Here is a 22,827-nt window from a genome sequence, read left to right as displayed (position 1 = left end):
ATTTGCATCGTGTAGATTTAGTTCGCTACTTTGCACAAGTAGAAGATGTATTTAAAGTGCTTATGCTATTGAGAACGATGGATAAGCAGAAGAAGCAAAAGGTAAAAAAGGTTAAGACTGAGGATATAGAAGAAATTTCTTTCGAGGACTTTGAGAAGACAATGGTTGAAATTGTTAAATCAGGAACTCCAAAAAGGAATAGTAGACAGAAAATTAAAAAGCGGGGGTGAGTACTCCCACCCATCCCCGCTAGTGTCCCGTTACGGGCGTTTCAGGCGATCTTTGCAGATGCGAAACACCTTGTTAGGGGACTTCGGATACACCTTTCGGCCCTTTACAGTAATGTATCGGACGAAGATGTACTCTCCGCAATCGCACTTGTCTTTTTTACGTGACATTGAAGTGTGATTTAGTGTGTGAATAGATGGTGTCCCGAACGTTACGGCGTGGGAGCTATCACCGAGTACCTGCTAATTCAGGCGGCAACCTGCTTAGCAGACTGTGAAAGACCTAAGAGTCGGACTAGCTATGGACACTAGTCCCTTTGCCAAGTGAACACCCGGAACAGGGTTTGGAATCCTGTTCCGTCTCTATGGCTCACTCTCACAAAGTACTCTTAAGTCGGTTTCAATGATCTAGAAAGTGGCTTGGTTTTGGAAGCCAAGCCCTTTGTTGAGTGACTCCCGGAACAGGGTTTGGAATCCTGTTCCGTTGCTCGGAACACCTACACAAAGTCTTTCTAGATCAGTATCTTTACCAAAGAAGGCTACCCTATTGTGGGTGGCCTTCTTTGGTTATTGCCTTGCTGCTAATTCAAACTCAGCAATTTTTGTTTCCTGAGTTTCTTCGCTCTCTTTCTCCACATTTTCACTATCTACTAGTGATTGTAGAATTTCTTGTTTTGGGGTACCGTCCTGATGAAACCATTTGACTATTCCATAATAACTAACGCCATCTTCACCAACGGACCTCCTTATCTTATCGTGTTCGGGCTTTCTTAATCTACTTAAGCTATTCGTGATACTAGTGTATGATATACCTTTTCCAAATTTCTTATACACTAACTCCGAAACTTCTTGCGTCGTTAATAATCTAGTAGCCTCACTCAGTATCTTTAGAACGTATTGTTGAACACCCCTTACTCTTTTGGGAGCTTCTTCCTCGTTATCGTTATTCGCTGTGTTATGCTCTTCTATTTCTGCGACACTACTTGCTTTTTCATCTGCACTATTGTTTGTCTCATCTACACTAGCACCGCTAACATTACTATTATTGTCATCAATAATAGTAGATTCGTTTGTAATACCGAGCTTATCTTTAAACTCTTGTACTGCATTGTGGTTCTCGACTTCGATTAACAGAGGACTGAACTCTCTTACTGTTTCCGCAACATCTACTCCCAAATCCTTAATAAGCTCCCTATAAATGATAATATTCGTATAGTATTCTTGACAAGAGCGCAGTTTGATAACATACTCTTTTCCAATAGATTCAAGATCGTCTAGATGACGATCATAAAGCTCTGTGGACGATTTTAAGCTATCCTTGAACGACTTAATCTTAGCAGCCCTAACGCGGTCCTCTTCGTTACTAAGTGTGTCCATATGATTGATAGGTATCGTGAATGCTTGTTAGGCACACAAAGAAAACTCTTTTAACACACACAAACAAGCCATACAAGGAAATATTTTTAAATTCTTTTGTACAAAAATTCGTCACCACAGATATTGGACTATAATGATGATTTTTGCGATCTGAAATATTCCCTCATAGATTGAGGAGAAGGAATTATTATATTGGTGCGCAACCTATTAACCCGTTAACCAATATTGGGTCAGTCAAGTATATCATTACCTATACTTTTATTGCAATTTGCTACCCCAAGAATTAGAAAAGTAATCCGATCGTTCCACACACCAGGTTCAGTGCTTGGCTGTTTTGAGAATACAAGCCGGTGAAAAATCTATCAAGGAGGGTGATTTTAGGCTTTTCTTCGTGGATAGCCTCTTTGATGAACGCTGTCGCAGTCGTATCAAAATAGAGAAGGTTAGTCCAAGCAAATGATAGCCAAATTTATCAATTCAAAGGTTGATTCATCGCCGATTTCATTATGAAAAAACATTACTCCTTTTTTCTGTTTCGGCTGCTCTTGCTGATCGCAACAGTTATTCTTTGCAGAGAACACATCTCCGCCCAAACCCTCAGCGGCATCGTCACCGATGCCGAAACCGCTGAGCCGCTACCTTTCACCTCGGTCTATCTCAGCAACACGACCTACGCCACCGACACCGATACTGCGGGAACCTACACGCTGCCCAACGTTCCGGCGGGACGCTACACACTGGCGGTGCGGGTGGTGGGGTACACGTCGTATTACCAAACCGTTACTTTGCAGCCAGGCATCAATACCAAAATTGATGTCAGGCTAAAATCTGACGGGCGGGAACTGGCGGAAGTGAAAGTAACGGCTAAGCGCGACAAGGCCTGGGAGAAGCAATACGAAACGTTCACCAGGGTATTTTTCGGGGAAAGCCAAGCGGCTAAGCTGTGTAAAATCATCAATCCATGGGTGATCGAGTTAGAGGAGAATGGCAACACGCTGACCGCTAAGTCCGACCAGATCATCGAGATTGAAAACCGCTATCTGGGCTATAAAGTCTTGTATGATTTACGTTCATTTAAATTCAATGGCGACGAGACTTTTTACAGCGGCCTGACGTCCTTCCAACCGCTAATCGCGGCCAACGCCATCGAAACCGAGCAGTGGAAAGCTAATCGAGAGCGAACCTTTTTTGGCTCAGAGGTACATCTATTCAAGAATCTGGCGGAGCAAAAGGCCGCCAAGGCTGGTTATGAAGCCTATTTAGACAAGCCGGGGGCCGACCCGCATAACCGTAGTACGTTCTTTTATCAGGATCAGGTTAAAAGACTTTCTCAGTTCGATCTTGACACACTAGTGATTGGTACTAATGGCAGACATCAAATCCAGTTGCCGCGTCGTTTCGAGTTGCATAGCGCGAGTACTGAGGGTGGAAAGTTTGCCATTTACCGTGACAAACCCGCCCAGGTTTCCTGGATCGAAACCACCGGGCGACCGTTGCTTTTTAATTCCGATGGGCTGCTGCTCAATCCTCAGGAGTGGTCGGTGTCGGGTTATCTGGCTAACCTGCGCATGGCCGAGACACTTCCCATAAACTACTCCGCCGCCCAACGCGCCCCGCGCACCAAACGCACAGGCGACGATTGGCTAGAACTACCACTTTTTAGCACGGACCAGCCTTACTACCGCCCCGGCCAGAAAGTGAGCGTAGCCGGAAGGATGCGGTACAGCAACCCAACCTACCAGGATTCTTTGAGCCGTCTGGTAAGAATCGAGCTTTTCAATCCTGCCAAAAAGTTGATTCACTCCGAACGTTGGGTAATTAAGGACGGCAATTTTCAGGGGCAGATTCCCCTGCCTGACACACTGCGATCGGGTATGTATATGGTACGTATGCACACGCAATGGATGCGTAACTTCGGTCAGGAAATTGTTGGTATACAATGGCTGCCTATCATCGGACTTTCGGAAAAACCAATCACCACTCCCGTTTCCACGGACACGCTGCTATCCCTGACCGTTACCCGGCGCGATACCACGCTGCGATGGAGACTCAATTCGCAAAATTTGAAATTATCGACGATCAACCTAAGCGTGCTGAATGAGGCCACCACACCGCTGGTTTATCCCGAGAACACGACCAACCCAGTAACCGAGTCCTACGACTTTCCCGAAAAAATACCCTTTTCGCTGGAACGTGGCGTCAACCTGACAGGCAAAGTCATCAGCAGGAAAGACAAGCCCGTGGCCGACGCACAGGTACTGCTCATCGTACCACGCCAGGGCCTTAGCTTCATGAGCCTGACCGATGCGGAAAGCAGCTTTCGGTTTAGTGACCTGCCTATTCAGGGTACCCAGGAAGTGATCGTAAAAGCCATGAACGCCAAGGGCAAGCCCGCGGGCGACATCGCCCTTGACCCAGTGGGCTCGCCTCTGCCTGCTCCTGCCCTATCGCCTCCTGACTTCCCGACCGCAGCGACGCCGCAGCCCATTGCGGTTACCTACGATACCGACTACTCGGCGAAAGCAATTCAGTTGAACGAAGTGGCGGTCAAGGCGAGGAAGACACCGCCTCTCCCCAGGGTGTACAAACAGCCTGATTATACCGTACAAGGCAAAGATTTGCAGGCCGCGATGGGTAGTAATTTTTTAATCTCGTTGCAGGGGCGTGTGCCGGGACTGGAAATCAGAGAGGCTTACGATCCAGACGGCTTTCTAAAGCTAAAAATTTATATCCGGGGTGGTACTTCGGCGGGTTTTAGCTCCTCCAATAAAAATGCCCCCCTCTTTCTGGTAGATGGCGTGCCTTTCGAAGACATCAACCAAATTGCCTCCATCTCGCCCACGTCGATCGACCGAGTGGAAGTACTGACCCGCGCCGAACCTATGCTCGGGATGCGCGGTTACGGTGGAGTCATCTCGATTTTTACCAAACAGGGAGCAGCCACCGAGAGTACGCTGGCAGAGATGGAGCCCGGCGCGAAACAAATCACGCTTGAAGGATTTACCCTACCAACGGCTGATCGTCCGGCGAGTGTGATCTGGCTGCCAGACTTGAATCTCTCCCCTGTTGGTATCACGGAGGGCTATATGCCGCTTTTGCCCGCTGGCTCTTATCGTTTCCTGGTTGAAGGCTTTACTTTACAAGGTAAGCGAGTACGGGCGGCGTCCGTATTAATTATGAATGAATAAATAATTTGTACCCGGCTATCTCTATGCTTTCTAAGACCCTGTACTTTCTCTTTGGTATTGTCTCTTTTCTCTTCTTGTTCAATTGTGCTGGGGGTAAGACAAAACCGCCAACTTCCGGCAACACGGCAACCACAATTCCTGCCCAACCAGCGGACGATCAGCTGGCTTCGATAGCCAATGGCGAAGAACTATTCGACACGAATTGCTCTTCCTGTCACGAAATCGAGGAAGCGGGAATTGGCCCTCGGCTAGGGGGGATCACCAGAGTATGGTCGGAGAAAGAACTGTTGGCATTTATTCAGAATCCCGCCAAAGTAATTGAATCGGGTGAGCCCAGGGCAGTAGCGCAGTTTGAAAAATATAAACTGGTGATGCCCGCTTTCGAGTATTTGAAGGAAGCGGAAATTAAAGCCATCATCGCTTACGTCGACCACGAAACAAAGTCCAAGAATATCGCTCCTCTGAAAGTGGAGGTGGCAGCAGTCAAAGTCAAGCGCTTCACTGAGCCCATTCAGGCCAGTCCGTTGCGGATCGAGCTGGCAGATTACGTGACCATGCCTGCTTCCAGCGACAGGGAAAAAGCCCGCACCCGCATCGCTACCATGCGGGTTCATCCATCTGGCGACGGTACTCAGTTTGTTAGTGATCAGAATGGGCTTATTTACCGGATCAAAAACGGCGAAGTCAATACCTTCCTGGACATCAGGCCTTTGATCGACAATTTTGCCACCGAACCTGGCCTGGGGACGGGCCTTGGTAGTTTCGCCTTTCATCCCGACTTCCTGGACAACGGGTTGATCTACATAACGTACGCCGAAAAGCCAACGGGCAAGTATGCTGATTATTCCTATCCCGATTCCGTACAATTGAAGTTGCAGTGGGTAGTTTCAGAATGGCAACTCAAAGATGTGAACGCGCCCGTATTTGCGGGCAATCACCGGGAACTACTGCGCATCAATGTACCCGGCGCCGGCCACGGCACCCAAGACATCGGTTTCACACCTGGCCTGAAAAAAGGCGATCCCGACTATGGAATGTTGTACATCGGTACGGGTGACGGGGGTGCAACCCTTGCCAAGCACCCTGAGCTAACCCATAACCTCCGCTCGCTGCTGGGGACGATCATCCGCATCGATCCGCTGGGCCGTAACAGCCCCAATGGCAAATATGGCATTCCAGCTGATAACCCTTTTTATGATAACCCAGACCCGAAAGTTCGTAAGGAAATCTGGGCGTACGGATTTCGCAACCCGCATCACCTGACCTGGTGGAACTCGCCGCAGGGCCGCGCGTTGCTTGAAACCGAAGTTGGGGAGGGAAATGTGGAAGAAATCAATGTGATCGAAAAAGGCCAGGACTACGGTTGGAATGTGCGGGAAGGCAACTACGCGCTGGATCTCAAAAATCTAAAATCTCCCAAACCCTTACCAGATGGCGAAGCCGGACCTTTCCGCGACCCGTTCGCCCAGTACGATCATACCGACGGCAATGCCATTATCGGCGGCTACGTGTACGATGGCCCGCTTGAAGCATTACGCGAAAAATTCGTCTTTGGTGATATCATCCGGGGAAGACTGCTGTACCTGGATTTGAGCAAAGGCCTGAACGACCATACGGTATACGAGATGTTTGTCGTCAAAGACGGCAAAGTCACTTCTATGAAAGAGATGGTCCCCACACCGCGTCTCGATTTGCGGATTGCCTATGATCCCTTTAAGCAGGAGATGTACCTGATGACGAAGGGTGACGGGAAGATCAGAAAAATTGTGAAGGCGTATCTGGAATAAATCACAGGCCTGCCAGGTACTTTTGCCCTCCCAGGGCCCGCATTTGCCGGGAGATTTTGCTCGTGCGTCCCAGCACGTAGGACGAGGGATTCTTGATGGAAAAGCGGATAGGGTTGGGCAGCACCGCCGCAATGCGGGCGGCTTCGGCGCGGGTGAGGTCCTTCGCTGATTTTTTGTAAAAGCGCTGCGACGCAGCTTCTACCCCAAAGGTCATTGGCCCCATTTCGGCCACATTGAGGTATACTTCCAGTATTCTTTCTTTCCCCCAGATCAATTCGATCAATAAAGTAAAGTACACTTCCAGTGCTTTGCGGATATAGCTGCGGCCGTGCCAAAGGAAAACGTTCTTCGCGGTTTGCTGCGAGATGGTGCTGGCACCGCGCGCGCGCTTGCGCTTTTCGGTCATGGCGTCCTGAATTTCGTCAAAATCAAAGCCCCAGTGCGTAGGGAATGTCTGATCTTCGGAAGCGACTACGGCCAGCGCCGCTTCTTTTGAAATGTTATCGTAGGACTCCCAATCTTTATAAATTTCGGTGCTTTTGTCTTCTCGGGCGGCTTCAATTTTTTTCCCAATCATGTATGGTGTGAACAGTACCGGGACAAACTTCAAGACAATGACCCAAACCACCGAAATTAGAAAAAAGTAGAGAATAGCTTTGAAGAAAAAGGCAATGATGACGCGCAGCATGAGCGGATTTTGGTTTACATTAGCCAACAAAGTACGTAAAGATTCCCCAAGATGAACGAAGACTTTCTGAGTTTTGTGTGGCGCTATCAGTATTTCGATTCGGCTGATTTGCGTACTGAAACAGGCGAAGCCCTGCAAATTCTGCGTATCGGCCAGCTCAATACCGACGCCGGGCCGGACTTTGCCGAGTCGCGTGTGCTACTCGACGGCATGGAATGGGTTGGCGCAGTGGAACTGCACGTGAAATCGTCGGACTGGGAAGTCCACCGCCATCCCGGCGACCTGGCCTATGAGAGTGTTGTGCTGCACGTGGTGTGGGACGACGATCGCCCCGTGCGGCGGCGGGACGGCACCCTGGTACCCACACTCGTGCTGAGTGGTCGGGTGAAACCTGCCGTACGTGAGCGCTACCAACGCTTGATGGAGAGTAAGGCCGAAATACCCTGCGCGCCGCAATTTCGCGACGCACCGCGCCTGCAGAAAATATCCATGCTGGATCGGGTACTTCTGGAACGCCTCGACGGAAAAGCTGCCCGCGTAATTGACCTTTGGGAGGAAAATAACCGGGACTGGGAGGAAACGGCCTACCAATGGCTGGCCCAGTACTTTGGCTTCCGACTTAATGCCCCGGCTTTTCTACGCCTTGCCCGGATCATACCTTTGAAAGTTTTGCAAAAACACCGCGGATCAGGCCGGCAAATCGAAGCTTTACTCTTTGGCTGTTCGGGCTTACTACCCGAAAATTCTGAGGAGGTTTATGTGCAGGATTTACATAAGGAGTATCAATTCCTGGCCACGAAGTATGGCTTGCTTTCCCAACGGATGGAGCTCACCGAATGGAAATTCCTGCGACTGCGGCCGGCGGGGTTCCCTACGGTGCGGCTAGCGCAATGGGCTACGCTGCTACAACGCGAGGCGGGGCTTTTCGCTTCGCTTACTTCCATCGAAAACGCTGACGATTTGCGAAAAATGCTGCGCGTAAGCCAGAGCGATTATTGGAAGAGGCATTATCAGTTTGGAAAAAGATCTGCCTCGACGGTCCCCGATCTGGGAAAAGATGCCGCCGATTTGCTCATCATCAACGCCGCCGTCCCCTTATTGGCAGCCTACGCCCGGCAACGCGACCATGCCGGTCTTCTCGATCGTGCGGTGCGGTGGCTGGAGCAGATTTCTGCCGAGAAAAATCACATTACCCGCGCTTGGGAAGCGCTGGGAATGCGGGTAAACACCGCTTTCGACTCGCAGGCTTTGATAGAATGGCATACTACGTACTGCGCCAGAAAGCGGTGTTTGGAATGCTCGGTGGGGGCTAGTCTGGTGCGCCCTGCTTAGCTTTTTTTTTCCTAAATAAAACTACAACTGGACGAGTACGCCGGAGCGGCCCAACTTACTAGCTCCGATTTATCAAATTTACGCCGGAAAGAAGAAATATTATTCCTACTGCAAACGGAACGATGGATTCCCATTTGGTAATAGAGAATCCCAACACGGGGCGGTCGGACATGAAGGCGGCACAGGCAAAGAGCACTACGAAGATGCCGATGATGGTCAGCAGTGAAGCAAAAAAGCGTTTGAATTTGACGTCGTCCATCTATCAGGTGGTGAATAAGTGAATTGGGAATTAGTGAATGTGTTCAAAGACAACAAAAATTTTAACATCGGGAAGTTTTACGCGTCCGCCTTCTTCTGGATATTTTCCAAACCTAGCTTCCTCCCCTCTTCCACCATAAAAGCAAAAGCAGGCTCGTACTCATTGGGGATAATCCCTTCGAGAATAGCTTCCCGGATAGCTTCTTTGATCATTCCAACTTCGCGGGAAGGTTTCAGGTCAAAGGTCTGCATAATGATTTCTCCAGTAATAACAGGCTGAAAGTTTCGCAATTTATCCCTTTCCTCCAATTCTTCCAGCCGCTCTTCCACCAGGTCGAAGTTAGCAAGGTACTTTTTGACTTTCAGCGGATTCTTGGAGGTAATATCGGCACGACACAATTTCATGAGGTCTTCCAGATCATCTCCTGCGTCGACCAGCAGACGACGCAAGGCGGCGTCAGTGATTTCCTCCCGCGACAGCACGATGGGCCGCAGGTGCAGCCGCACGAGCTTTTGCACAAATCGCATTTTTTCGTTCAGCGGTAGTTTCATGCGACGGAAGATTTGCGGCACCATCCGGGCTCCGGCTTCCTCGTGGTTGTGGAACGTCCAGCCCGCTTTTTTGTCGAAGCGCTTGGTGGCGGGTTTGGCTATGTCGTGGAGCAGCGCTGCCCAGCGCAGCCAGAGGTCGTCGGTGAATTCGCAGACGTTGTCAAGTACCTGCAAGGTATGGTAGAAGTTATCCTTGTGTCCGCGTCCATCGATGATTTCCACACCGTGCAGGGCAATCATTTCAGGAAATATTTTTTCCAGCAAACCACTTTGGTACAATAACTTAAATCCGTAAGAGGGTACTTTTGACAAAATGATTTTATTCAGTTCATCCGTGATACGCTCCATCGATACGATCTCGATGCGATCCTTCATCCCGGTGATGGCATCGTAGGTATCCGGCTCGATGTCGAAGTTGAGCTGTGAGGCAAAACGAATAGCCCGCATCATGCGGAGCGGATCATCCGAAAAAGTAATCGCCGGTTCCAGCGGAGTACGCAGCATCCGCATCCGCAAGTCGCGCACGCCTTCAAAAGGATCGATCAGTTCGCCAAAGTCTGCCTCATTCAGGCTGATGCCAAGTGCATTAATCGTAAAATCACGACGATTCTGGTCATCTTCCAAGGTGCCGTCCTCTACGACAGGTTTCCGCGATTCAGAACGATAAGACTCTTTTCGGGCTCCGACAAATTCTATTTCCAGATCGCCGCTTCTGACCTGGGCGGTACCGAAGTTTTTATACACCGCTACGCGGGAATCCGGCCCGAGTGATTTGGCCAGTTGCTCGGCGAGGGCAATGCCGCTGCCTACGCAAACGATGTCGATGTCTTTGCTCGTTCTTTTCAGTAATATATCCCGCACAAAGCCACCGATGACATACGCTTGTACGTCTTCGGAGCGGGCCGCTTCGGCGATCTTCTCAAAAATGGGGAACGGGGAAAGTTTATCCTGCAAATTCATGCCGCAAAGGTAAGCAATATGTGGTGCGGTCTGACCAGCGAATCGGCGGCTCGCCCGCTTAGGTATGTACTGCAAAAACGGGCGAGCCGCTGGTGCGCCAGCCCGGCCGTACCACATCTTATTCGAACCTGAGATGCTTGACCGATTCGCCTGACTCCGCCAGTTCGGTGAGGGCATCTATTCCAATAGCGATATGCTTTTGCACATACAGTGAGGTTACTTTTTTATCGCTTTCCTCCGTTTTGACGCCTTCCGGAATCATCGGATTGTCCGATACCAGCAGGAGGGCACCGTGTGGAATAGAGTTGGCGAAGCCTACGATAAAAACCGTGGCTGTTTCCATGTCGATGGCCAGGGCCCGAATTTCGCGCAGGTATTCTTTAAATACTTCGTCGTGCTCCCAAATCCGGCGATTGGTAGTGTATACGGTCCCTGTCCAGTAATCCATTTCGTGCTTCGCGATGCTGGACGACACCGTACGCTGTAAACGGAACGATGGCAGAGCGGGAATCTCGGTCGGCATGTAGTCGTTGCTGGTCCCCTCGCCCCGAATAGCCGCGATGGGCAAAATAAAATCACCTATCTGCGTCTTCTTCAAACCGCCACATTTTCCCAGAAACAGCACCGCTTTGGGGTCGATCGCAGATAACAGATCCATTACCGTAGCCGCCATCGCGCTCCCCATCCCAAAGTTTATTATCGTAATGTTATTGGAAGTGGCCGTTTGCATGGCCCGGCCGATGCCTTTCACTTCTACGTCGAATTTCTCGGCAAAAATTGTTACGTAATTGATGAAATTAGTCAGTAGAATATACTCACCGAATTCTTCGGCGGGCGTGCCCGTGTAGCGCGGTAGCCAGTTCTTAACTATTTCTTCTTTAGTGTTCATCAGTATTTATCTAGTCAGTACGGGCCGCTCAACGGCGACTTTTTGAGGGTGGGTTGCTGGGAGCCGTGAAATTATTGTCAGCCGAAGACAGATGATAAATCGCCCCTTTTATTTATTTTGAAGCCAAATCCTGAATTAGCACTTACAACCCGCTGCGATCTGCTTATGCCAGAAGCAACTTCCTATCGACGTTCATTTGTCTACTAAGCTAAACTTACCTCCTTTCGCGCACAAAGTTAAGGAGCTTAACGGTAAACCACATATTTACGATCTCATTCGGCGTAAGTACATCATGCTGACGCCGGAAGAATGGGTCAGACAACATTTTGTGCATTTGCTCATTGGTCATTACCACTACCCCAAATCACTATTTGCGGTCGAGACCGGGCTTTTCTATAACAAACTGGCCAAGCGTTCCGACATTATGGTGTTAAACACCGACGGTCAGCCGCATCTGCTGGTCGAGTGCAAGTCGCCAGATGTGAAGATCACCCAGGCTGCTTTTGCCCAGATCGGCCGCTATAATTTTACCCTACGGCCCGCATACCTGGCAATCACCAATGGTTTGGCTCACTATTGTTTCATTATAAAAGACGGGCAGATCGTTTATCTTGATGACTTCCCGAGGTTTGAGAGAAACTAAAAAGCCCGCTCAAATGATTGAGCGGGCTTTTTAGTTTCATAGTCTGAGTGCTATTTCGTGCCTACCAAATCTACCTCGATTTCAAAATCGTCATAAACCATTTTGTCGCCAAGCGTAGCGGCATCGAAGAAAGACTTAGAACGAAACTTCATGTCGTACTTGGAGCGATCTACAACAATGGTACCTTTCACCATCGCCTGACCGCCAGTAGACGTCACCGTCACGGGGAAGGTCACGGGCTTGGTGATGCCCTTGATGGTGAGGTCTCCCGTCACGTCCAGCATGCCGCCGGATTTGGGCGTGGCTTTTGTGACGACGAATTTGGCCACCGGGTGCTTCTCAACGCCAAAGAAATCCTCCGATTTCAGATGGCCCACCAATTTACCATTCATGTCCTTATCAGCGATGTCGAGATCCTTAATGGAACTCATATCAGCCACGAAAGAACCTCCGGTCAATTTCATGCCGTCGAGTGTAAACGAACCCGATTGCAGGTCGATGGTACCGTGGTGCTCACCCGTTACCTTTTTACCCCGCCAAATGAGCTCACTTTTGGAAGTGTCTACCTTGTAGGTAGTGGCTTTGTTGATTTTCTCGACCAGCGTAGCGCTAGTCAGCAGTAGCACTGCCGCTGCAGTTCCGGCCAATTGTTTGAATAACTTCATGATTGTTATTGATGTATTTATGGTTTGTTTAACTCCCGCCGCCCAAGGTTAAATGGGTATTTGTAAAAAAAGTGTGTGTGTATAGCAGGTGAAGATTGGTACCTGGTTCAATTTTATTTGTGTGTATAATATGGCCCTATAAAGGCAAGCGTAGTTTGTCCAGAAGGTTGTTCAATTCTCCCGCTTCTTCCGGACTGATAGAGTGCAGGTTTTTTTCCCACTCATCAATGACTGGATCAATCTTGCTGAGTAGATCGAGGCCGTCTTTTGTTATTTTCACATCTACGGCCCGGCGGTCTGTGGAGCAGACCTCCCGAATCAATAATTTTTTAGCCAAAAGCTTATCTACCAGCCGAGACGTGTTGGAGGTTTGGTCCAGCATCCTCTCGGATATAGCATTCACTTTCATGGGCTTGGGATGATAACCGCGCAAAATCCTTAGAACATTGTACTGCTGCGGTGTCAAATCGTATTCGCGCAGCAATTCGTATTGCTGATGAACGATCCAATTGCCTGAATAGATCAGATTGATTACCAACTTGTGGTAGATCGTCTTAAATTTCGTTTGCTTTATGGCCTTTTCTATGGACATCCTGTTTGATAATTTGGCGAAGGTAGTGTTTTTACAATTGATGTACAAACATATATTACAAATTCAGCTATTTTATTTTCATGTTATCGGCACTGTATCAGCTTTTACCGTACTTTGCCCACTTGACATTATGAAGTATATCAGATGAAAATACGGCTTTCCCGACCTCTTGTGTTGGCGTCCAATTCCCCACGCCGTCGTCAATTACTGGCGCAGTGTGGTTTTGACTTCTCGACAGACGTTCGACCCACCGACGAGGTTTTCCCCAATACCATGCCACCCGATGCAGTTCCGGCCTATCTTGCCAGAAAAAAAGCGGAGGAATTTCAAACTGACATCCAGGATAAACTGATCCTGTGCGCCGATACAATCGTAGTATTGAACGATCTGATCCTGAACAAACCCGCCAATGCGGAAGAGGCGGTCGGGATGCTGGAATTGCTCTCCGGCAATTCGCACCGTGTGATCACCGGGGTTTGTCTGCTGGATAGAGGTACGTACACCACCCTGACTGACATCGCGACAGTTACTTTCCGCAAATTCACCAGAAGCGAACTGGACTATTACGTATCAAACCAGGCGCCTTTTGACAAGGCAGGCAGCTACGGGATACAGGACTGGATTGGGCTGACGGGCATCGAGCGCATCGAAGGATCTTATTATACCATCATGGGCTTGCCAACCCACCTGGTTTATAAAATGCTTGAACCGTATTTTTTAGATTAAAGCCACAAAGCGCAGCCATACTCCGCGCACAGAGTTCCAAAAACCAACCACTCAACAAATAAGCCCATCAAGACACCACTAGTTTGTTACGAGATTTTCGTCCGCTCATTTTGTGATTCCAATGGCGACGGCATCGGCGACCTCAACGGCATCGCCTCCCGCCTGGATTATTTGCAGGATTTGGGTGTAGAGGCAATCTGGCTCACCCCGATTCAGCCTTCGTCCACCTACCACAAGTATGATGTGATGGACTACTACGGCATCGATCCCGAGTACGGCACCATGGACGATTTCAGGCGCCTGCTCGATGGTATCCATCGGCGTGGCATGAAGCTCTATATGGATTTAGTCGTCAACCACACCAGCATCCTGCACCCATGGTTCGAGCAGGCGCGATCGGGGGCTAACAATCCCTACCGCAATTTTTACTGGTGGATGACGCCCGCCATGATCGACGCATTAGGCGTGAACAAACGTGAGGAAACTGCCGACGCCCACGTGATATTTCCCTGGCATAAAAATCCCGGCGACCCCGAAAAGTACTACGCCATGTTCTGGGAGGGAATGCCCGACCTCAACTACGAGAGCGAAGCGCTACGCGAGGAAATTTATAAAATCGTCCGTCACTGGCTCACCGGAGTAGGTGTGGACGGATTCCGGCTCGACGCCGCCCGGCACATTTACCCGCCCTGGCTGAGGGAAAAGAACATCGGCTTCTGGGAGGAGTTTGGTCAGGTGGTGAAAGCGGCTAAACCCGACGCGTATACAGTAGGTGAAGTCTGGGCCAAGGCCTCGGAGGTCGCTCCCTACTTTAAAGGCTTGAAAGCCAATTTCCATTTCGATCTGAGTTTCGCGATTCAAAGAATTATCCAGACCGGGAAGGATGCAGGCCTGGTTGAGAAATTGCTCGCCGACTATGATGACTTTGGTAGGCACAATATCGATTTCATTGACGCGACCATGCTCACCAACCACGACCAGAACCGTATTGGCAGTGTAGCGGGCGGCAATGTTGAAAAGATGAAACTGGCAGCAGCTATGCTGCTGACCTTACCGGGCCAGCCATATCTCTATTATGGAGAAGAAATAGGAATGCTGGGCGTGAAGCCCGATCATCATATCCGCGAACCCTTTCTCTGGACCGACCGGCCCGATGACCCCGGGCGCACTCGGTGGATGGATCCACTGTACTCCCGGCCAACCTCGGTGCGAGACGCCGCAACACAGCTAACCGATGAGGACTCTTTGCTAAACCATTACAGAAAACTGATTGCGTTACGGAAAGCACAACCGGCATTGAGCCAAATCCAGCGGCCCAATCTGGTCTCTGCTTTGGCAAAATTTAACAAAGTTGTCGCTTACATTAGAACGCACCCCACGGAGCCGGTGCTGGTTGTTCATAATATTGGGGGAAGGACGAAAAAAATCATTCTGGGCGAGACAGAACAAGCGTTTAAGAAGGTCCTGTTCCAAACAACCGACTCGACCCGAATAAAAGGCAATCAACTCATGCTGCCTGCCTACGGAAGTATTGTTCTGGGAAAATGAAAAAGAAGAAAAACTACCCGATCTCCTCTATGCGCCAGTTTTTGCCCCTGAACTGAACCGTATCTCCCACCTGCTTTCCTAAAATCGACTTCCCTACGGGCGACGCCGAGGATACAACCATAACGGTCTGGTCGTCAATTTTGATGGCTCCGGCGCTTACGGCAATAAAAAAGTACCCTGCCGTGGTTTTCACCAAAGATCCCATCGCCACGCGCTCGTAGCTGCCGGGCTCAGGCGTGGCTTCCAGGCGTTCAAGAATGGTGTTTTCCTGCCGGGCCTGTTCGTATTGCCGGGCGTGCATGTTGCGGTCGAGCTGGCTCATCGAGCGGGTCGTTTCGTATTTGTCGCCCGCCGAGCTTTTGCCCTCAGCGTTGGCCGATTCCTGGGCAAACTCCATTGCTTTCATGGAAGCCTCCATACGGGCGCCAAGAAGTTCTTTGAGGTGGGTCAGGAGTTGTTGTTTCAGTTCCAAAGTATTGCGGCGTCAGTTTTGTTTTCCCAAGGTAATAAAAAAAACTACCTGCCCATAAGACACCATCGCGAAAGTTTCGATCTTTCGCGATGGTGTTCTCATCTAATACGCCAAAACCGGCGACAGCCAGCGCTCCACGTCTTCGACCGACATCCCCTTCCGCCGGGCGTAGTCCAGCACCTGGTCTTTCTGAATTTTGCCAATGGGGAAGTAACGGCTGTCGGGATGGGCAAAGTACCATCCGCTTACGCTGCTGGCCGGGTACATGGCATAGTTCTCAGTGAGCGTAATGCCCAGGCGCTCGGCATCTAGCAGGTCGAACAGGGCGCGTTTTTCAGTGTGGTCAGGACAGGCCGGGTAGCCGGGAGCAGGACGAATCCCCCGGTATTTCTCTTTAATCAATAACTCATTATCGAGTTTTTCGTCGGCGGCGTAGCCCCAGAATTCCTTACGGACCCGCTCATGCATCAGTTCGGCAAAAGCCTCGGCCAGCCGGTCGGCCAGAGACTTGACCATGATGCTGTTGTAGTCGTCGTGCTCACGTTCGTACTTTTCCAGTAAAGCCTCGATGCCAAGGCCCGCCGTGACGGCAAAGCCCCCCAGGTAGTCGGTATGGCCGCTTTCGAGTGGAGCTACGAAATCAGAGAGGCAATAGTTTGGCAAATTGGCCGCTTTCTGGCTCTGCTGACGGAGGTTGTGTAGCACAGTGAGCGTGTCGGCAACTACTGCTCCCCCATTCAGGGTGTCGGTTGGCACTGACGCTTCCTCCGCGTTACGGCGACTGATTTTGTACTCGATGTGCGTGTGCGAACCATGGCGCTCACAGGGGATCTCCTGGCTGAGTTCTTCAAAATCGTGCAGTAAAATATCATCCTCAATGCGGTTGGCCGGCCAGAAACCAATTACGGCGCGAGCTTGGAGCGACTTGTCGCGGATGATTTCGCCCAGCAGCACTGCTGCGTCTTCATAAAGTTTCTGGGCTTCATTTCCCACCACTTTATCCTCAAAAATCGCCGGGTACTTGCCATGCAGTTGCCAGGTCTGGAAAAAGGGCGTCCAGTCAATGTATTTGGCAATTTCGGCCAAATCGTAATCTTCCAAGATACGGGTGCCAAGAAACTGCGGACGGGGCGGAATATATTCGTCCCAATTGATTTTTACTGCGTTAGTCCTGGCTTTCTCAATCGGTAGGTGCTGCTTGTCGGTCTGGCGTTTGGCGTGATCGATACGGAGCTGAGCGTATTCAGCCTTGATTTCAGTCAGTACTTCGGCCTGACTCTTATCACTCTGGGTCAATTTGCCTGCAACAGGTACCGAGCGAGAGGCATCCAACACGTGAATGACGGGCCCAGAATAGTGCGGGTCGATCTTCACAGCAGTGTGTATCCGGGAAGTGGTAGCTCCGCCGATGAGCAGCGGCATGGTCATGCCGCGCCGTTCCATTTCCTTGGCGACTCCCACCATTTCGTCGAGAGAAGGCGTAATCAGCCCCGAAAGACCGATGATGTCCACATTGTGTTCCAGCGCGGCGGCCAGGATTTTGTCGGTAGGCACCATTACGCCCAAATCAATGATTTCGTAACTATTGCACCCAAGTACCACGCCCACGATATTTTTGCCAATGTCGTGCACATCGCCCTTAACAGTAGCCATCAATATTTTACCAACCGCTTTGGCATCGGCGCTTTTGTCAGCCTCGATGAACGGCTGCAAGTACGCCACCGCCTTTTTCATGACCCGCGCGGATTTCACTACCTGCGGCAGAAACATTTTTCCTTCGCCGAAAAGGTCGCCCACGATGCTCATACCATCCATGAGCGGGCCTTCAATCACTTCCAGTGGGCGGTCGTAAAGTTGGCGGCATTCCTCGGTATCTTCGTCGATGTAGTCAGCGATGCCCTTGACCAGCGAATGGCTGATGCGTTGTTTGATCGGCAGTTCACGCCAGGTCAGGTCCGGACCGGTTTGGGTACGGCCTTTCTGGGATACTGTATCGGCAAAAGTCACGAGCCTCTCGGTGGCATCAGGACGGCGGTTCAGAAGCACGTCCTCCACCAGTTCCAGTGTTTCCTTGGGAATTTCGTCGTAGATGCCGATCTGGCCGGCGTTCACGATGCCCATGTCCAATCCGGCCTTTATCGCGTGGTACAGGAATGCCGTGTGGATAGCCTCCCGGATTATTTCGTTGCCCCGGAAGCTGAACGACACATTGGAAACACCTCCCGACACCTTGGCATGGGGTAGGTTTTCCTTGATCCAGCGCGTAGCGTTAATGAAATCCACGGCGTAGTTGTTGTGCTCTTCCATGCCCGTAGCGACGGTCAGGATGTTAGGGTCGAAGATGATATCCTGGGCGGGAAAGCCCACCTTGTTTACCAGAATGTCGTAAGCCCGCTGGCAAATTTCGATTCGGCGCTCGTAGTTGTCGGCCTGTCCGGTTTCGTCAAAAGCCATCACCACCGTGGCCGCGCCGTAGCGCAGCACCGTTTTGGCGGAGGCGATGAACTTTTCCTCCCCTTCTTTTAAAGAAATAGAGTTGACGATCGCCTTGCCCTGCACGCACTTCAAGCCCGACTCGATAACTTCCCATTTGGACGAATCGACCATGATGGGTACCCGCGAAATGTCCGGCTCGGCAGCGATCAGGTTCAGGAAGGTTTTCATAGCTTCCACGCCGTCAATCATCCCTTCGTCCAGGTTCACATCGATGATCTGGGCACCATTCTCCACCTGCTCACGAGCTACACTGAGGGCTTCGTCGTAGTTGCCTTCCCGGATTAGCCGGGCGAATTTCTTGGACCCCGTCACGTTGCAACGCTCGCCGATATTGACAAAATTGGCGTCGGGCGTAATCTTCACGGGCTCCAGGCCCGAAAGCTTCATGTTCTTTTCAAACGTCGGGAGCGGGCGTGGGCGGTGCCTGGCGGCCAGGTCGGCAATGACCCGGATATGGTCGGGTGTGGTACCGCAGCAGCCACCAATGATATTGACCAGATTATCTTTCAAGAACCCCTCTATCACTTCGCCCATTTGCTCCGGCGACTCGTCGTACTCGCCCATTTCGTTGGGTAGTCCGGCATTGGGGTGAGCCGAGGTGTTGAACGGCGACTCGTTGGCCAGCATTTGCACGTACGGACGCATCAAATCGGCCCCCAGAGCGCAATTCAGGCCCACCGATAATAGTGGCAGATGCGACACTGAGGTTAAAAATGCCTCGGTTGTCTGTCCGGAAAGGGTGCGGCCCGAGGCGTCGGTAATAGTACCTGACACCATGATGGGCAGCGGCTCATGCTGCGGATTCTCCACAAAAAACTTGTCAATGGCGAAGAGAGCAGCCTTAGCATTGAGCGTATCGAAAACCGTTTCGACCAGGAGCAAATCGGCCCCGCCCTCGGCCAGGCCGCGCACCTGCTCATAGTACGCCTCCACCAACTGATCGAAGGTGATGGCACGGTAGCCAGGATTATTTACGTCAGGAGAGAGCGAAGCCGTACGGTTGGTCGGCCCCATCGAACCGGCCACAAAACGAGGCTTGTGAGGCTCGCGGGCGGTAAACTCATCGGCAACTTCGCGGGCGAGGCGGGCTGATTCGTAGTTGAGTTCGTAAACAAACTCCTCCATCGCGTAGTCGGCCATCGCGATACTGGTACCCGAGAAAGTGTTGGTCTCGGCAATATCGGCCCCAGCCTCAAAGTAAGCGGCATGAATTTCCTTTATGATGTCGGGGCGCGTGAGTGAAAGCAGGTCGTTATTGCCTTTTACATCATGGAGCCAATCCTTAAATCTTTCACCCCGATAATCTTCATCTTCCAGCTTATAGCGCTGGATCATGGTACCCATTGCCCCATCAAGGACGAGAATACGGCTTTTAAGAATTTCGCGAATATCGGTTTTGGTGGTAGTCTTCGTCATTATATGTCTCAATTCGGCCCAAAACAGTGGACAATTATTTTGTAAAATTGCGGAAACTAGGTTTTATCCTACTACTACAAAATTACAACCATTTGGATTTTGTTGGAAATATTCGTTATTATTGGTTATTCTGTCTCAGATCAATAACTATTACAGATAGAACACCTGATAATTAAATTCCAGGTAGATTATTGACCAAAGTTTATCTACATATTTTTCCCCGATCCTTAACATGGAAATGTTAAAGGTACAGCGACTTTCGATTTCCTATTTTCAACTACCCGCGAAATAAATGCATATTCTGGACGATACGGACCGCGCAATACTACGTTATCTACAAGAAGACTCCACCCTGAAAACCAGAGAATTGTCCGAGCGACTTCACCTTTCCTACACGCCCGTGTATGAGCGGGTGCGTCGGTTGGAAAGAGAGGGCGTGATCAAGAAATACGTAGCCTTGATCGACCGGGAGAAGGTGGGCAAGAAGCTGATGGTTTTTTGCCAGATCGCCCTGAAAGAGCACTCACTGGCAATGGGCGAGAAATTTGTGGAGGCCATCATGGCTATTCCCGAAGTTCTGGAATGCCATAATATTTCTGGTGATTACGATTTTCAGATGAAAATTCTGGTCAACGATATGCCGGAGTACCAGCAATTCCTGATGCAGAAACTGGGCTCATTGGAAAATATCGGCAGCACCCATAGCCTGTTTGTGATGGGGGAAATCAAGAATAATTCGGTGATAGAGGTGTAGCAGGCAATGAGGGAGCCAACGCCAACCAGCTCTTGCCAAAACTTTGTGCCACTTTAAACTTAATTCCCCGTCAATTGCAACTGCCCGTTGCCGGTAAAATTGATGTTGCCTGACAAAAAAAGGCTTTTCGCGGTTTGGGGAGTGCTGATTTCGATGGTGTGGGGCGTCTTGATATACACCTTTTGGATTGGCTGTGGAGAATTGGCGTTTCGCCAGCTGGCGGTCGTCCCCCAGGTACCGGACAACAGGCTCACGGGTGGCAGCCCATCAGCTTGGGGCTTAGGTGTAATGAAGGTAGTTTGGCTAAGAAACGGACTGCCGACAATGGCATTTGCCCAAAGGCGGGCAGCTTCCACCTGCCCTATTTCGTTGAAATGAAGGTTATCTGTGCGGCCCCAGTTTTCAATCTGGTTGAGGCTGGGTCCTTCATATGTCTGGGGATCCTGGGAGATAAGTACATTCTGAGCAGCCAGTATATGGTTGATTGGCCCATTATTCCAGGCAGACCTCGCCACCATCCAGGGAAAGTTACTTAGGTTTGCTTCTTCTCTGGTTTTGGCCACAACCTGCTCGGAATGAAACTTGAATTCAGCTGTGCTGCTCCCGCCATCATTGACACCATGACCGGACAGAATACCACGAAGCCCGGTAACAGGAGCATAGTGCGTCAGGGTGTTGCGAATATTCACGTAGGGCATCCGTATGGAGTACTTTATAAATCCATGCGTGAAAGGAATATTGTAAGCGGCATTATAAGTCTGCAGCATGTTGGAGCCACCGAAGGCTGCACCGTAAAACAAAATCGGAACATTGAGCCGATTGGCAAGGGAGTCACCCAACTGCCCCCAAAACCAGGGAATATTGTGGAAGGGGGCGATGGTGTCGTTGAGGTGGCCGTATTTGAAAGGCAGGTAGGCGACATCTGCCGTACGGTCATAATCGTTCCACTGTTGTTTGTTAAGAAACTGGGCACTACTCACGCGGTCGTCCTGGCTGCCCAGGGACGGGCTGGCCCCACCCTGGGCGTTGGAGTGCCCCACAATCAGGAACACTTCCCCGATGCCGATACGGAGCAAGGTAGTTACTGTGGCCGCAGGCTGCCCGTTCAGCACACCCCTTACCTGCAAGTCGTACCAGCCACCCGCACCCGCAACCGTACCCGAATAAAACCCTGAGATGGGTGTTTCTTCTACGGTTTGCCAAGTAGTGGTAGTTCCCTGGCCGGCCGTTCTGGCGACTAGTCGCGCTTCCACACGATCCAGGTCGGCCGGGCATTGTCCCCGCACGAAAACATTGGTCTGTCCCGCGTTGTCGCGCTGCAAAACCATTCTTGTGGTAGGAAAATCAATGGAGATTTGAGCAGAAAGGCCCTGAGAGAAAAAAATTAACAGAAATAAAAAAGAACATTTCTGACATCCGCTGCCGGATCGGGTACTCATTACTTTCCGCATCTTGCCAAATTCACTATTCAAATAAGTAATTGGGATACAAGAAACGATATTTTTTTTGAAACCGAAATACTTTTAATAAAAAACAGGGCAGCCCAAAACCGGGCTGCCCTGTCTACTCACTCCGCCTTACTAGATAAATGACTGTTTCTTATTTTACTTATGCCCTCCCGGGCCAAATCGCTTGTTCCCGTGCCCTTTGGTCTTTTCCAGCGCCTTACCGAACGTTCCATCAGCATTGAAAAGCAACACGACGGGCTTATCGGCTGTAGACAGCATTACAAAATATTCGCCCGCCCCGTTGGTTCCGGCCCGTTTGATTTCGGCACCGGCATAATTGGCAACTACATAGGCGCTCACGCTGGCGGGCAGGTCGGCGACCGCTACCTCGGTAAGCTTGGCGCGTTTGCTGTAGTGCGAGAGCTCTTTAACAAAGGCACCTGTGCTATCGAATATCAGTCCCTTGTGAGTCCCGTCGGCGAGGGTCAACCCCACCACGACGTTACCCGACGCATCTGCTCCCGCAAATTTCAACGTAGCCCCGTCGTAATTTGTGGCGATGTAGGCCGAAACGGCAGCCGGAATATCAGCTTCGGCCAGTTCGGTCAGTTTGCCTTTGCAGTGCATCCTGGTGGTTGAGTCCGCCTCGACTGAGTAACGGGCCGCCGACAACACTACACTGGCAAAGTCCGTGTTAGCAGTTGGGTCCAATGTATCTTTCTGGCAGCTCATTGTCAAAGCGCACAGGAAAGCAACAACTAAAAAAACGTTGGTTTTCATACAAGAAATGTTTTGTGAAAAATTCAGGT

20 protein-coding genes are annotated in these 22,827 nt (G+C 50.4%); 8 read left to right on the top strand and 12 right to left on the bottom strand.

The window, feature by feature from the left end; all coding sequences use genetic code 11:
• The first annotated feature begins 2 nt into the window (after positions 1 to 2).
• On the top strand, positions 3 to 230 hold the full coding sequence (locus tag IE117_RS04110; RefSeq protein ID WP_189563057.1) for a hypothetical protein: 228 nt from the start codon (positions 3 to 5) through the stop codon (positions 228 to 230).
• A gap of 30 nt (positions 231 to 260) precedes the next feature.
• On the opposite strand, the gene IE117_RS04105 is transcribed toward IE117_RS04110, so the two are convergent.
• Together IE117_RS04105 and IE117_RS04100 are read right to left on the bottom strand one after the other, a co-directional pair.
• Positions 261 to 398 (bottom strand): hypothetical protein, encoded by a 138-nt coding sequence (locus IE117_RS04105; RefSeq protein ID WP_189563056.1) that lies wholly within the window; start codon positions 396 to 398, stop codon positions 261 to 263.
• Between the two features lie 396 nt (positions 399 to 794).
• Positions 795 to 1,604 (bottom strand): hypothetical protein, encoded by an 810-nt coding sequence (locus IE117_RS04100; protein WP_189563055.1) that lies wholly within the window; start codon positions 1,602 to 1,604, stop codon positions 795 to 797.
• 506 nt (positions 1,605 to 2,110) lie between these two features.
• Here IE117_RS04100 and IE117_RS04095 point away from each other — a divergent pair.
• Positions 2,111 to 4,792: a carboxypeptidase regulatory-like domain-containing protein gene (locus IE117_RS04095; protein ID WP_189563054.1), complete on the top strand. Its 2,682-nt coding sequence runs from the start codon at positions 2,111 to 2,113 to the stop codon at positions 4,790 to 4,792.
• A gap of 23 nt (positions 4,793 to 4,815) precedes the next feature.
• A complete protein-coding gene (locus tag IE117_RS04090) occupies positions 4,816 to 6,579 on the top strand; it encodes a PQQ-dependent sugar dehydrogenase (protein WP_189563053.1) in 1,764 nt (587 codons plus the stop codon).
• A gap of 1 nt (position 6,580) precedes the next feature.
• Here the strand turns inward: IE117_RS04090 and mtgA are convergent, their stop codons facing one another.
• The gene (gene mtgA, locus IE117_RS04085) at positions 6,581 to 7,267 is read right to left on the bottom strand and encodes a monofunctional biosynthetic peptidoglycan transglycosylase (protein WP_189563052.1); all 687 of its coding nucleotides are present in this window, start codon (positions 7,265 to 7,267) and stop codon (positions 6,581 to 6,583) included.
• Between the two features lie 51 nt (positions 7,268 to 7,318).
• On the opposite strand from mtgA, the gene IE117_RS04080 reads away from it, so the two are divergent.
• Positions 7,319 to 8,599 carry a DUF2851 family protein gene (locus IE117_RS04080; protein ID WP_189563051.1) on the top strand — a complete coding sequence of 427 codons (1,281 nt, stop codon included), beginning with the start codon at positions 7,319 to 7,321 and terminating at the stop codon, positions 8,597 to 8,599.
• Positions 8,600 to 8,657: 58 nt separating this feature from the next.
• On the opposite strand, the gene IE117_RS04075 is transcribed toward IE117_RS04080, so the two are convergent.
• The 3 genes from IE117_RS04075 to IE117_RS04065 form a co-directional block, all read right to left on the bottom strand.
• Positions 8,658 to 8,858 (bottom strand): hypothetical protein, encoded by a 201-nt coding sequence (locus IE117_RS04075; protein ID WP_189563050.1) that lies wholly within the window; start codon positions 8,856 to 8,858, stop codon positions 8,658 to 8,660.
• Positions 8,859 to 8,935: 77 nt separating this feature from the next.
• Positions 8,936 to 10,369 (bottom strand): CCA tRNA nucleotidyltransferase, encoded by a 1,434-nt coding sequence (locus IE117_RS04070; RefSeq protein ID WP_189564224.1) that lies wholly within the window; start codon positions 10,367 to 10,369, stop codon positions 8,936 to 8,938.
• A 118-nt stretch (positions 10,370 to 10,487) separates the two neighbouring features.
• Positions 10,488 to 11,258, bottom strand: coding sequence for an AMP nucleosidase (locus IE117_RS04065; protein ID WP_189563049.1), 771 nt, complete (start codon positions 11,256 to 11,258; stop codon positions 10,488 to 10,490).
• 196 nt (positions 11,259 to 11,454) lie between these two features.
• On the opposite strand from IE117_RS04065, the gene IE117_RS04060 reads away from it, so the two are divergent.
• Complete coding sequence (locus IE117_RS04060; RefSeq protein ID WP_229580288.1) at positions 11,455 to 11,901, top strand: type I restriction enzyme HsdR N-terminal domain-containing protein; 447 nt, start codon at positions 11,455 to 11,457, stop codon at positions 11,899 to 11,901.
• Between the two features lie 50 nt (positions 11,902 to 11,951).
• Here IE117_RS04060 and IE117_RS04055 read toward each other — a convergent pair whose 3' ends face one another.
• Positions 11,952 to 12,566, bottom strand: coding sequence for a YceI family protein (locus tag IE117_RS04055; protein ID WP_189563048.1), 615 nt, complete (start codon positions 12,564 to 12,566; stop codon positions 11,952 to 11,954).
• A gap of 136 nt (positions 12,567 to 12,702) precedes the next feature.
• Complete coding sequence (locus tag IE117_RS04050) at positions 12,703 to 13,158, bottom strand: MarR family winged helix-turn-helix transcriptional regulator (protein WP_189563047.1); 456 nt, start codon at positions 13,156 to 13,158, stop codon at positions 12,703 to 12,705.
• Between the two features lie 144 nt (positions 13,159 to 13,302).
• Here IE117_RS04050 and IE117_RS04045 point away from each other — a divergent pair, with 144 nt between their 5' ends.
• Together IE117_RS04045 and IE117_RS04040 are read left to right on the top strand one after the other, a co-directional pair.
• The gene (locus IE117_RS04045) at positions 13,303 to 13,884 is read left to right on the top strand and encodes a Maf family protein (protein ID WP_189563046.1); all 582 of its coding nucleotides are present in this window, start codon (positions 13,303 to 13,305) and stop codon (positions 13,882 to 13,884) included.
• Positions 13,885 to 13,950: 66 nt separating this feature from the next.
• Entirely contained in the window at positions 13,951 to 15,432 is a 1,482-nt protein-coding gene (locus IE117_RS04040) for an alpha-amylase family glycosyl hydrolase (protein WP_189564222.1), read from the top strand.
• A 13-nt stretch (positions 15,433 to 15,445) separates the two neighbouring features.
• On the opposite strand, the gene IE117_RS04035 is transcribed toward IE117_RS04040, so the two are convergent.
• Complete coding sequence (locus IE117_RS04035; RefSeq protein WP_229580284.1) at positions 15,446 to 15,904, bottom strand: GreA/GreB family elongation factor; 459 nt, start codon at positions 15,902 to 15,904, stop codon at positions 15,446 to 15,448.
• A gap of 102 nt (positions 15,905 to 16,006) precedes the next feature.
• The gene (gene metH / locus IE117_RS04030) at positions 16,007 to 19,816 is read right to left on the bottom strand and encodes a methionine synthase (protein WP_189563045.1); all 3,810 of its coding nucleotides are present in this window, start codon (positions 19,814 to 19,816) and stop codon (positions 16,007 to 16,009) included.
• 292 nt (positions 19,817 to 20,108) lie between these two features.
• On the opposite strand from metH, the gene IE117_RS04025 reads away from it, so the two are divergent.
• Complete coding sequence (locus tag IE117_RS04025; protein ID WP_189563044.1) at positions 20,109 to 20,570, top strand: Lrp/AsnC family transcriptional regulator; 462 nt, start codon at positions 20,109 to 20,111, stop codon at positions 20,568 to 20,570.
• Between the two features lie 59 nt (positions 20,571 to 20,629).
• Here the strand turns inward: IE117_RS04025 and IE117_RS04020 are convergent, their stop codons facing one another.
• Entirely contained in the window at positions 20,630 to 21,898 is a 1,269-nt protein-coding gene (locus IE117_RS04020; RefSeq protein WP_189563043.1) for a hypothetical protein, read from the bottom strand.
• A gap of 276 nt (positions 21,899 to 22,174) precedes the next feature.
• Positions 22,175 to 22,798 carry a hypothetical protein gene (locus tag IE117_RS04015; RefSeq protein WP_189563042.1) on the bottom strand — a complete coding sequence of 208 codons (624 nt, stop codon included), beginning with the start codon at positions 22,796 to 22,798 and terminating at the stop codon, positions 22,175 to 22,177.
• Positions 22,799 to 22,827 lie beyond the last annotated feature (29 nt).

The sequence above is a fragment of the Persicitalea jodogahamensis genome, assembly GCF_014651615.1.
In the GTDB taxonomy this organism is placed as follows: Bacteria; Bacteroidota; Bacteroidia; order Cytophagales; family Spirosomataceae; genus Persicitalea; species Persicitalea jodogahamensis.
This window is presented reverse-complemented; position numbering and strand designations above follow the sequence as displayed.

Excerpts from the sequence above, each read along its gene's own strand:
- IE117_RS04100 (WP_189563055.1), bottom strand. The coding sequence starts at position 1,604 with ATGGACACACTTAGTAACGAAGAGGACCGCGTTAGGGCTGCTAAGATT.
- IE117_RS04080 (WP_189563051.1), top strand. The coding sequence starts at position 7,319 with ATGAACGAAGACTTTCTGAGTTTTGTGTGGCGCTATCAGTATTTCGAT.
- IE117_RS04025 (WP_189563044.1), top strand. The coding sequence starts at position 20,109 with ATGCATATTCTGGACGATACGGACCGCGCAATACTACGTTATCTACAA.
- IE117_RS04095 (WP_189563054.1), top strand. The coding sequence starts at position 2,111 with ATGAAAAAACATTACTCCTTTTTTCTGTTTCGGCTGCTCTTGCTGATC.
- IE117_RS04070 (WP_189564224.1), bottom strand. The coding sequence starts at position 10,369 with ATGAATTTGCAGGATAAACTTTCCCCGTTCCCCATTTTTGAGAAGATC.
- IE117_RS04065 (WP_189563049.1), bottom strand. The coding sequence starts at position 11,258 with ATGAACACTAAAGAAGAAATAGTTAAGAACTGGCTACCGCGCTACACG.
- IE117_RS04020 (WP_189563043.1), bottom strand. The coding sequence starts at position 21,898 with ATGGTTTTGCAGCGCGACAACGCGGGACAGACCAATGTTTTCGTGCGG.
- mtgA (WP_189563052.1), bottom strand. The coding sequence starts at position 7,267 with ATGCTGCGCGTCATCATTGCCTTTTTCTTCAAAGCTATTCTCTACTTT.
- IE117_RS04075 (WP_189563050.1), bottom strand. The coding sequence starts at position 8,858 with ATGGACGACGTCAAATTCAAACGCTTTTTTGCTTCACTGCTGACCATC.
- metH (WP_189563045.1), bottom strand. The coding sequence starts at position 19,816 with ATGACGAAGACTACCACCAAAACCGATATTCGCGAAATTCTTAAAAGC.
- IE117_RS04105 (WP_189563056.1), bottom strand. The coding sequence starts at position 398 with ATGTCACGTAAAAAAGACAAGTGCGATTGCGGAGAGTACATCTTCGTC.
- IE117_RS04050 (WP_189563047.1), bottom strand. The coding sequence starts at position 13,158 with ATGTCCATAGAAAAGGCCATAAAGCAAACGAAATTTAAGACGATCTAC.
- IE117_RS04055 (WP_189563048.1), bottom strand. The coding sequence starts at position 12,566 with ATGAAGTTATTCAAACAATTGGCCGGAACTGCAGCGGCAGTGCTACTG.
- IE117_RS04015 (WP_189563042.1), bottom strand. The coding sequence starts at position 22,798 with ATGAAAACCAACGTTTTTTTAGTTGTTGCTTTCCTGTGCGCTTTGACA.
- IE117_RS04045 (WP_189563046.1), top strand. The coding sequence starts at position 13,303 with ATGAAAATACGGCTTTCCCGACCTCTTGTGTTGGCGTCCAATTCCCCA.
- IE117_RS04090 (WP_189563053.1), top strand. The coding sequence starts at position 4,816 with ATGCTTTCTAAGACCCTGTACTTTCTCTTTGGTATTGTCTCTTTTCTC.